Source organism: Paraburkholderia sp. SIMBA_027, from assembly GCF_046535315.1.
Classification (GTDB): domain Bacteria; phylum Pseudomonadota; class Gammaproteobacteria; order Burkholderiales; family Burkholderiaceae; genus Paraburkholderia; species Paraburkholderia tropica.
Genome location: NZ_JAWRWY010001468.1, coordinates 1 through 241, shown reverse-complemented (window position 1 = coordinate 241; position 241 = coordinate 1). Strand labels below are relative to the sequence as shown.

Genomic DNA, 241 nt, shown 5'->3' with positions numbered 1-241 from the left:
AGCGGTGGCGATCATGGTGTTGAAGAAGGCCAGGGTGGCGTTCTCGTTGGCGGCCAGGGCAGAGCCGGCGTTAAAGCCGAACCAGCCCACCCACAGCAGCGCGGCGCCCACGAAGGTCATCGGCAGGTTGTGCGGCTGCATGGCTTCGCGGCCATAGCCGACGCGCTTGCCGACCACATACGCGCCCACCAGGCCGGCCACGCCGGCGTTGATGTGCACCACCGTGCCGCCGGCGAAGTCC

Annotated in this window: 1 pseudogene; it reads right to left on the bottom strand. The window is 68.9% G+C overall.

Features of this window, described 5'->3' with window-relative positions:
• Window positions 1-241 (bottom strand): annotated as a pseudogene (locus SB764_RS44070) (ammonia channel protein); the annotation flags it as partial.